Annotated in this window: 9 protein-coding genes; 5 read left to right on the top strand and 4 right to left on the bottom strand. The window is 75.3% G+C overall.

Going from position 1 to position 8,561, the window contains the following annotated elements; all coding sequences use genetic code 11:
• Positions 1-89: 89 nt before the first annotated feature.
• Both E1287_RS40225 and E1287_RS40220 read right to left on the bottom strand, forming a co-directional pair.
• Entirely contained in the window at positions 90-755 is a 666-nt protein-coding gene (locus tag E1287_RS40225; RefSeq protein ID WP_131970896.1) for a response regulator transcription factor, read from the bottom strand.
• The gene (locus E1287_RS40220; RefSeq protein WP_131970894.1) at positions 752-2,194 is read right to left on the bottom strand and encodes a sensor histidine kinase; all 1,443 of its coding nucleotides are present in this window, start codon (positions 2,192-2,194) and stop codon (positions 752-754) included. Before E1287_RS40220 ends, E1287_RS40225 begins: the two co-directional genes overlap by 4 nt.
• 174 nt (positions 2,195-2,368) lie before the next feature.
• Between E1287_RS40220 and E1287_RS40215 the strand changes: the two genes are divergently transcribed.
• Together E1287_RS40215 and E1287_RS40210 are read left to right on the top strand one after the other, a co-directional pair.
• Positions 2,369-4,225, top strand: a complete 1,857-nt coding sequence (locus E1287_RS40215) for a histidine kinase (protein WP_131970892.1) — start codon at positions 2,369-2,371, stop codon at positions 4,223-4,225.
• Positions 4,222-4,890: a response regulator transcription factor gene (locus tag E1287_RS40210; protein ID WP_131970890.1), complete on the top strand. Its 669-nt coding sequence runs from the start codon at positions 4,222-4,224 to the stop codon at positions 4,888-4,890. Before E1287_RS40215 ends, E1287_RS40210 begins: the two co-directional genes overlap by 4 nt.
• A 118-nt stretch (positions 4,891-5,008) precedes the next feature.
• Here E1287_RS40210 and E1287_RS40205 read toward each other — a convergent pair whose 3' ends face one another.
• Together E1287_RS40205 and E1287_RS40200 are read right to left on the bottom strand one after the other, a co-directional pair.
• Entirely contained in the window at positions 5,009-5,821 is an 813-nt protein-coding gene (locus E1287_RS40205; RefSeq protein WP_131970888.1) for a phosphatase PAP2 family protein, read from the bottom strand.
• A gap of 124 nt (positions 5,822-5,945) precedes the next feature.
• Positions 5,946-6,626, bottom strand: coding sequence for a DedA family protein (locus E1287_RS40200; protein WP_165969428.1), 681 nt, complete (start codon positions 6,624-6,626; stop codon positions 5,946-5,948).
• Between the two features lie 98 nt (positions 6,627-6,724).
• Here E1287_RS40200 and E1287_RS40195 point away from each other — a divergent pair, with 98 nt between their 5' ends.
• The 3 genes from E1287_RS40195 to E1287_RS40185 all read left to right on the top strand — a co-directional run.
• Positions 6,725-7,240, top strand: coding sequence for a DUF1707 domain-containing protein (locus E1287_RS40195; protein WP_243719769.1), 516 nt, complete (start codon positions 6,725-6,727; stop codon positions 7,238-7,240).
• Between the two features lie 65 nt (positions 7,241-7,305).
• A complete protein-coding gene (locus tag E1287_RS40190) occupies positions 7,306-7,944 on the top strand; it encodes an HAD-IB family phosphatase (RefSeq protein WP_131970886.1) in 639 nt (212 codons plus the stop codon).
• Positions 7,945-8,048: 104 nt separating this feature from the next.
• Positions 8,049-8,561 (top strand): hypothetical protein (locus tag E1287_RS40185; RefSeq protein ID WP_207934751.1); only part of this gene is annotated, 513 nt, incomplete at its 3' end.

The following is an 8,561-nucleotide window of genomic DNA, read 5'->3' as shown; positions in this document are numbered from 1 at the left end:
GCGGCGGGGCGTGGTGGTGCAGGGCTTCGTCCGTAACCGTCACATCCGTTCAACACCGCCGTGACCGGCCCGGTTGCGGCCCGGGCCGGTCAGCCGAGCCATCCGGGACGGATCATGCCCGTCTCGTAGGCCAGCACCACCAGCTGCGCCCGGTCCCTTGCGCCGAGCTTGGCCAGGATCCGGCTGACGTGGGTCTTGGCGGTGGCGGGGGACAGCACGAGCCGTCCGGCGATCTCCTCGTTCGACAGGCCCGCCGCGACCAGCTCCAGCACCTCCCGCTCCCGGTCGGTGAGCGAGTTCAGCTCCACCGTGGGCGGCGGAGCGGTGATCCGGGACGCGAACTCGGCGATGAGCCGCCGCGTCACCGTCGGGGCCAGCAGCGCGTCCCCGCGCGCGACGACCCGCACCCCGTGGATCAGCTCGGGGGGCTCGGTGTCCTTGACCAGGAACCCGCTGGCCCCGGCCTTGATCGCGCCGTAGACGTAATCGTCCAGGTCGAACGTGGTGAGGATCACCACGCGGACGGCATCCAGCCGCGGGTCGGACATGATGCGGCGGGTGGCCTCCAGCCCGTCCAGGACGGGCATGCGGATGTCCATCAGCACCACGTCGGGCAGCAGCTCCGACGCCCGCCGCACCGCCTGCTCCCCGTCCCCGGCCTCGGCGACGATCTCGATGTCGTCCTCGCCCTCGAGGATCGACCGGAACCCCGCCCGCACCAGCGTCTGGTCGTCGGCCAGCATCACCCGGATCACGCGATCCCCTCCCTCTGCTCCTGCTCCTCGCCGGGTCCGCCCAGCGGCAGCCGCGCCCACACCCGGAACCCGCCCGCCGGGCCCGGTCCCGCCGTCATCTCCCCGCCCACGGACGCGGCGCGCTCGCGCATGCCCCGCAGCCCGTTCCCACCCGACCCGCCGGGGTCGGCTGGATCGGCGGGGCCAGGGCCGTCGTCGTCGATCTGCACGATCACCGCTCCCGGGACGCGGCGCACCTCCACGGTCACCGTCGCGGCGCCCGAATGCCGGACGGCGTTGGTCAGCGCCTCCTGCACGATCCGGTACCCGGCCAGCCCGACCGGCGCGGGCAGCTCCGCCAGCGCCCGCACCCCGCGTTCCCGCCCGCCCGCACCGGGGTCGGCGGAATCGGGATGATCGGGTTGATCGGAGTGTTCAGGGTGTTCCGGGTGGTCGGGGTCGGCCGGTTCGGGGTCGGCCGGTTCGGGGTCGGCGAGGTCGCCCGCGCGGCGGACGGTCACCCCGGCCGCCGCGGTCTGCTCCAGCAACTCGACCACCCGCGCCAGCGACGGCTGCGGCGCCGCCGGCCCGCCGCCCGCGCCGCCCGTGTCGTCGGCGTCGACCTGCCGCAGGACGCCCAGCACCCCGCGCAGCTCCCGCAGCGTCTCCTTGCTCGCCGACTTGATCGCCTCCAGCGCCGCGTAGGCGCGGGCGGGGTCGTCGCGGCGGTGCAGCGCCGCGCCCGCCTGCACGTTGATCAGCGAGATCTGGTGGGCGAGGACGTCGTGCAGCTCCCGCGCGATCCGCAGCCGCTCGGCGATCGCGCGGCGCCGCGCCTCCTCCTCGCGGGTCCGCTCGGCCTCGGCGGCGCGCCGCTCGGCGGCCACGGCCCGCAGGTGGCGGGTGCGGACGTACTGCCCCAGCGCGACCGCCAGCAGCAGCCCCAGCGACAGCGACGCCACGCCGCGCGCGTCGACGACCGCCTCCGGGTCGCCGCCGTCCTCGCCGCCGCGCGCCACCGACACGATCACGAACCCGGCGTTGACGACGATCACCGCGCCCAGCGACACCGCCAGGCGCCGCTCGGCGGCCGCGGTGAACAGCGCCACCCACAGCACCAGCGCGATCGGCCCGTCCGGGTAGCCCAGCGGGTAGTACACCGGCGGCGCGATCGTCCCGACCACCAGGACCGCCACCGGATACCGCCGCCGGACCGCCAGCGCCAGCGTCGCCACCACGATGATCGCGAACCCGCCGGGCCACAGCGCGCGGTCCTCGGGCCTCTCGGCCTGCACGCTCATCACCAGCGTGGCGGCCATGACCGCGACCGCGAACATCGCGTCGGCGGCCTGCCCGCGCGGCCACCGCGCCCGCCGCGCCCACGCCGGGCGCCGCGCCGCGCGGGCGGCGGGCCCGGCGGGCGGGGGCTGGCGCTCCGGAGGCGCCGGGGACTCGGTCACGCGCCAACCGTAGTTCAGCCGCGGCCCCGCCCGCGCCCGCCGCCGCCAGCCCGCGATCACCGCGCGGCCGGGCCGGACGCCCCGGAACCGGCACGGCGCCCCCGGCGGCCGGGGCCGATATCCCTGACTTTCGTCAGTAACGCCGCAGTTCACCCTGCTTGTAGCGTGGGACGGGTGAACGTCCCGGCGACCACCGTCCACGATCCCGCGCGCCTGCGCACGGCCCGCCTCACGGCCCGCATCGCCGGCGCGGCCCACGCCGCACGTCCCGCCGCGCTGGGCCCGGCGGTCGGCCGGGCCGTCCGCCGCCCGTCGCGGTCCGCGCGGGTCAAGGACGTCGTCATGTACGCGATCCTGGCGTTCCCCGTCGCCTCCGGCGGGATCACGCCGCCCGAGCCGGGCCGGGCGTCGTGGTGGCTGCAGGTCGCCGGGCTCGGCGTCCTGGCCGCCGCGATCGCCGTGTGCCGCGCCTGGCCGACCGTCGCGCTGCTCACCGCGATCGCGCTGATCGCCGTCCACGGCAACTTCACCTTCGCGATGCCCGTCCTGGCCTACCTCACCGGGCTGCGCACCACCCGCGCGCAGCCGCTGCTGTGGGGGTTCGTCGCCGTGTTCGTCGGCGGCGCGGCCCTGGCGATCATCCGCGGCATGGACGTCACCGCCTGGTTCCCCTCGTCCATCTGGCTGGTCCTGCTCGGCGTCCTGCCCTGGCTGGTCGGACGCTACTGGCGGCAGTACCAGGAACTCCTGCACGCCGGATGGGAGCGCGCCGAGCGCCTCGAACACGAGCAGCGCATCATCGCCGAACGCGAACGGCTCCGCGAACGCGCCCGCATCGCCCAGGACATGCACGACTCCCTCGGGCACGAACTGGCCCTCATCGCCGTCCGCGCCGGAGCCCTGCAGGTCGACCCCGGCCTCGGCGACCGGCACCGCACCGCCGCCGCGCAGCTGCGCGCCGGCGCCGCCGAAGCCACCGATCAGCTCCGCGAGATCATCGGCGTCCTGCGCGAGGAGACCGCCCCGGACGACTCCGCGCAGGACGCCGAGGGCGCGGCGCCGGTGCGTCCTGCGGGGGAGAGCATTCCCGAGCTCGTCGAACGGGCGCGGGCGTCCGGTGTCCCCGTCCGGCTCGCCGACGACTCCGGTGTGCCGGGAGACCTGCCGCCGATGGTCGCGCTCGCCGCCCACCGCGTCGTGCAGGAGGCCGTCACCAACGCCGCCAAACACGCGCCCGGCGCGGCCGTCACCGTCCGCCTCACCCACCGCGAACCACCACCCGACAGCGACAACGGCGACAACGAAAGCGACGGCGGGACGGGCGGCGGGGTGATCACGGTGGTGGTCGCCAACGAGCCGCCGCCCGGCGAACCGCCGCTGCTGCCGTCCGGCGGGCACGGCCTGACCGGGCTCACCGAACGGGTCCGCCTGCTCGGCGGCGCCCTCCGCGCCGGACCCACCCCGGCGGGCGGCTTCTCCGTCACCGCCGACCTGCCCACCGCACCGCCCGCCACCCGCCCGGCCGCCGCACCGCCTACGGCTCCGTCCGCGGCCGGGGCGGCACTGCGCGGGGCCCTCGGGCTCACCGGGACCGGCACGGGGGAATGGTCCTCCGAATCGGCCCGCCACCTGGCCCGCGAACGCCGCCAGGTCCGCCGCGGCCTGATCACCGCGATCGCCGTCCCCGCCGCGCTCATGGCCGCCCTCGGCGCCATCATGACCGGCTACTACGTCTACGCCACCCTCAACTCCGTCCTCGCGCCCGCCGACTACGCCGAACTGCGCCTCGGCGCCCCGCAGACCGACGTGGAGGACGCCCTGCCGCGCATGGAGGCGATGGGCTCCGGCGTCGTCAAGGCCACCGTCCCCGAACCCGCGCACGCCGACTGCCGCTACTACCGGCCCGACGCCAACCTCGTCGGCGTCAACCGCTACTACCGGCTCTGCTTCACCGGCGGCCGCCTCACCGGCAAGGACTCCTACGACACCGGGCAGCTCAGCGCCCGCCAGCAGCGGAAGGACGCCGAGTGATCCGGGCACTGCTCGCCGACGACGAGGCGATGATCCGCGCGGGCGTCCGCGCGATCCTGACCGCCGACCCCGGCATCGAGGTGGTCGCCGAGGCCGCCGACGGCCGCGAGGCCGTCGACCTCGCCCTCCGGCACCGCCCCGAGGTCGCCCTCCTGGACATCCGCATGCCCCGCCTGGACGGCCTCGCCGCCGCCGCCGAACTCCGCCGCGTCGCGCCCGAGACCGCCGTCATCATGCTCACCACGTTCGGGGAGGACGAGTACATCGCCCGCGCCCTGTCCGGCGGCGCCGGCGGCTTCCTCCTCAAGTCCGGCGACCCCCGCGAACTCATCGCCGGGGTCCGCGCCGTCGCCGGCGGCGCCGCCTACCTGTCCCCGAAGGTCGCCCACCGCGTCATCACCGAACTCGGCGGCGGCCGCCTGTCCGGCGGCGCCCGCGCCCGCCGCCGCACCGCCGGGCTCACACCCCGCGAACGCGACGTCCTGGCCCTGCTGGGCGCCGGGCTGTCCAACGCCGAGATCGCCGCGCGGCTCCACGTCGTGGAGGGCACCGTCAAGGCCTACGTCAGCGCGATCCTCACCCGGCTGGACGTCCGCAACCGCGTCCAGGCCGCCGTCATCGCCTACGAGGCCGGACTCGTCGACGGCATCGAAGACAACACCTGACGCACTCCCGCCACTCGGGCCTCCGACCCCGTCCGGCGGCGTCTTGGCCGCCGCGCGGCGTTAGGGCAGCTGGGGTGCTGGAGTGTCGGGGCGCCTGGGGTGCTGGGCGGCTGGGGTGCTAGGGGAGCGGCCCCCCGCGGCGGGTCAGGCCGCCCATCACGTCCGGCATCGTCACCTCGGGCGCCGTCACCGGCGCGTCCGGCCCGCCGCCGCCCGGCCGCACCGAGGCCGCTCCCGCATGCACCGGCACGCCCCGCTGGACGCCGCCCGCCGCCGTCCCCGGAGCGCCAGGCATTGAGGCACCCGGCAATGAGGCGGCGGGGGCCGTCACCGGTCCCGCGCCCAGCAGCGCCGCGCCCGCCGACACGCCGCGCAGCGCCTCCACCGGCCGACGCGACACCGCCACCAGCACCAGCGCCGCCGCGGGCGCCACCACGACCCCGACCAGGAACCCCGCCGCCACGTCATGCGGATAGTGCACGCCCACGAACACCCGCGAGAACGCCATCAGCGCCGCCAGCGGCAGCACCAGCGGCGCCAGCGCCCGCCAGGCCACCACGATCGCCGCGGCCGACGCCGCCGCGATCGTCGCGTGATTGCTCGGGAACGACCAGTCGCCCGGCGACGGGCACGCCGCGATGTGCACCGCCCCCGCCACCGCCCGGCACGGACGCTCCTCCTGGACGAACGTCTTGGACACCTCGCTCACCAGATACGCCGCCACCACCGCGAACGGCGCCGCCAGCGCCAGGCCCATCGACCGCGCGTCCCGTCCCCGGGCCCGCCACCAGCCCGCCACGAACAGCGCGGCGAACAGCAGCAGGCCACCGTCGGTCCCCACCTCCGCCGCCGAATGCACCCACGGCGGCGTGTCCTCGGCGAATCCGGTGATGTCGCGGTACAGATCGGCGCTGAAATCCGGCGCTCGCATGCTCTCCCTCACGCTCGAAACGGCCCCTGCCCGACACCTTTGAGACACTGCACAGACCGCTGAAGTTCACCCTAGGGTCATCTGTCGGCAACCTTGGCACCAAACGCGAACCCAGGGGCGACGATCACGCCCCCGGCGTCGGCCCCACCCGATCGGGGACCTCCGCGTCGCGCCCGCCCGATACGCCTGACGCGTCCGATGCGGCCGACGTGCTCCGGCGGCGCCGCAGGAACCGGACCGCCTCCACCACCGCCGTCACCGACAGCGCCAGCCCGATCCCGACCGCGACGCCCTTCAGCGGGTCGTCCTCGAACGCGTGCCCGCCGACATACCCCAGCAACCCCCCGTACAGGCCCCACGACACCGCAGCGACCCCCGCGAACAGCACGAACGACCGCAGCCTGAACCCCACCGCGCCCATCGTCAGCGTCACCGCCGTCCGGCCACCCGGCACGTACCGCGCCACGACCAGGATCAGCCCGCCCCGCTCGGCCATCGTCCGCCGCGCCCACCCGAACGCCGAATGCCGCCGCGACCCCGGCCGCAACGCCCGCAGCACCCGTCCGCGCGACCCCCGCCCGATCAGATACGACACGTGATCGCCCGTGAACGCGCCCAGCGCCGCCAGCACCACCACCAGCACCAGCTCCGGCTGCCCCGACGCCGCGTACACACCCCCCGTGATCACGACGCTCTCGCTCGGCACCACCGGGAAGAACCCGTCCAGCGCCGCCAGCACGAACAACGCCAGGTAGAACCACGGCGACGTCACCGCCGTGTCCACCAGCCCCATCACCGCATCCATGAACCCGACGCTAAGAAAAGACGAACCCTCCCCGAATCCCCCGAAAGACCAGCACCACCCCCCACTTTCGGCAGGGCCGCCCCCGCGTCCTGCGAACGATGTACACCGGGTTCGTCACCGCGGACGAAGCGCCACCGCCCCGCACCGCGCCACCCTGGAACCAGGCCACGCACCACGCCACCACCAGGGGGCACACCATGGACCACCAGCTCCGCGCCGCCGACCACGACCGCGACGCCACCGTCCAGCGGCTCGGCGACGCCCTCGCCGAAGGCGCCCTCGACCCCGCCGAACACCACCGCCGCCTCGACCGGGCCCTCGCCGCCACCACCTACGGCGACCTGCACCGCCTCACCGCCGACCTGCCCCCCTCGAAGGCCGCCCGCGACCGCGCCGAAACCGCCCGCCGCACCGCCAAGGCCCACGCCGACAAGCGCGCCTGGCGCGACGAATGGGGCTACTGGGCCGGCGGCGCCGCGATCATGACCGTCATCTGGGCCGTGTCCGCGCTCCGGGAAGGGGAGTGGACGTTCTACTGGCCCGCCGTCCCCCTCGGCATCTGGGCCGCCGTCCTGCTCTCCTACGCCCTCTGGCCCACACGCGACGACCACTGACCAGGACACGCCCCCCGGAAAACGGCTCGCGCCGCGGGACGTCCGTCCACCACACTGCAGAACCCGTGGGACACCTGCACATCTTCGACATGGACGGCACCCTGCTGACCGGCACCACCGCCAACCTCGAAATCGCCCGCCACCTCGGCACCCTCACCGAACTCCACGCCCTCGAGACCCGCTTCGCCGCCGGCGACATCGACACCCGCGCCTTCTCCACCGAGATCCACCGCCTCTGGCGCGACCTCACCCCCGCCGACGTCGCCACCGCCTACACCGCCGCGACCTGGCTCACCGGCATCGCCGACGTCTGCGCCGACATCCGCGCCCGCGGCGAGCACTCCGCCGTCATCACCATGTCGCCCGACTTCTTCGCCCGCCACCTCCTCGACCTCGGCTTCGACGACGTCATCGCCTCACGCTTCCCGCCGATGCCGTTCACCGGCGCCCTCGACCCCGCCGGCATCCTCACCCCCGCCGACAAGGTCCGCATCACCGAGGAACTGCGCACCCGCCACGGACTCACCCCCGCCCAATGCACCGCCTACGGCGACTCCATGTCCGACGCGCCCCTGTTCCGCCACCTCGCCAACACCGTCGCCGTCAACGCCGACCACCATCTCGCCGACATCGCCGCGCTCGACTACCGCGGCACCGACCTCACCGAGGCCTACGCCCTCGCCCGCACCCTCCTCCCCGCCTGACGCCCTGCGGGCCCGGCGGGCCCGGCCCGCCTGTCCGGCCCCTGCGCGACGCCCGGCCGCCCGCCGGGCCATGATGGACACTCGCCACGACACGGGGAGCGTCCATGACGTCCATTCCGTCCACGCCCGCGGACACACCGCCCGGCACACCCGCGACCGCGGCCACGCCCGCGCAGCCCGCCGCCCCGGGCGCGCACGCGGCACCGGACGGACGCGGCCCCCGGACCCGCGGCGGACGCCCGCTCCACTGGCTCACCGCCAGCGCGATCCTCTACAGCCTCACTCACCACGTCGGCTTCGGCCTCGCCGGGCTCGGCACCGTCGACCGCACCCGCTGGGCCGACTGGATCGACATCCTCACCCCCTACGCCGTCCTGCTCACCGCCGCCGCCGCGCTCCACACCGCCGGGGCCGGACGCCGCACCTGGGCCCTCTACCTGATCGGCGCCATCACCTACGTCGAAGGCCACGGCATCCACCTCGCCGCCAACTCCGTCGGCAACGACGCCCCCGGCCACGTCGCCCACCTCTGGGACGAAGTCGTCGGCCACTACCTCTGGTACGCCGGAACCGCCCTCGTCGTCGCCGCCCTCACCGCCTGTCTCTTATACACACCT

The sequence above is a fragment of the Actinomadura sp. KC06 genome, from assembly GCF_004348735.1.
In the GTDB taxonomy this organism is placed as follows: Bacteria; Actinomycetota; Actinomycetes; order Streptosporangiales; family Streptosporangiaceae; genus Spirillospora.
This window is presented reverse-complemented; position numbering and strand designations above follow the sequence as displayed.

Excerpts from the sequence above, each read along its gene's own strand:
- E1287_RS40205 (WP_131970888.1), bottom strand. The coding sequence starts at position 5,821 with ATGCGAGCGCCGGATTTCAGCGCCGATCTGTACCGCGACATCACCGGA.
- E1287_RS40200 (WP_165969428.1), bottom strand. The coding sequence starts at position 6,626 with ATGGATGCGGTGATGGGGCTGGTGGACACGGCGGTGACGTCGCCGTGG.
- E1287_RS40195 (WP_243719769.1), top strand. The coding sequence starts at position 6,725 with ATGTACACCGGGTTCGTCACCGCGGACGAAGCGCCACCGCCCCGCACC.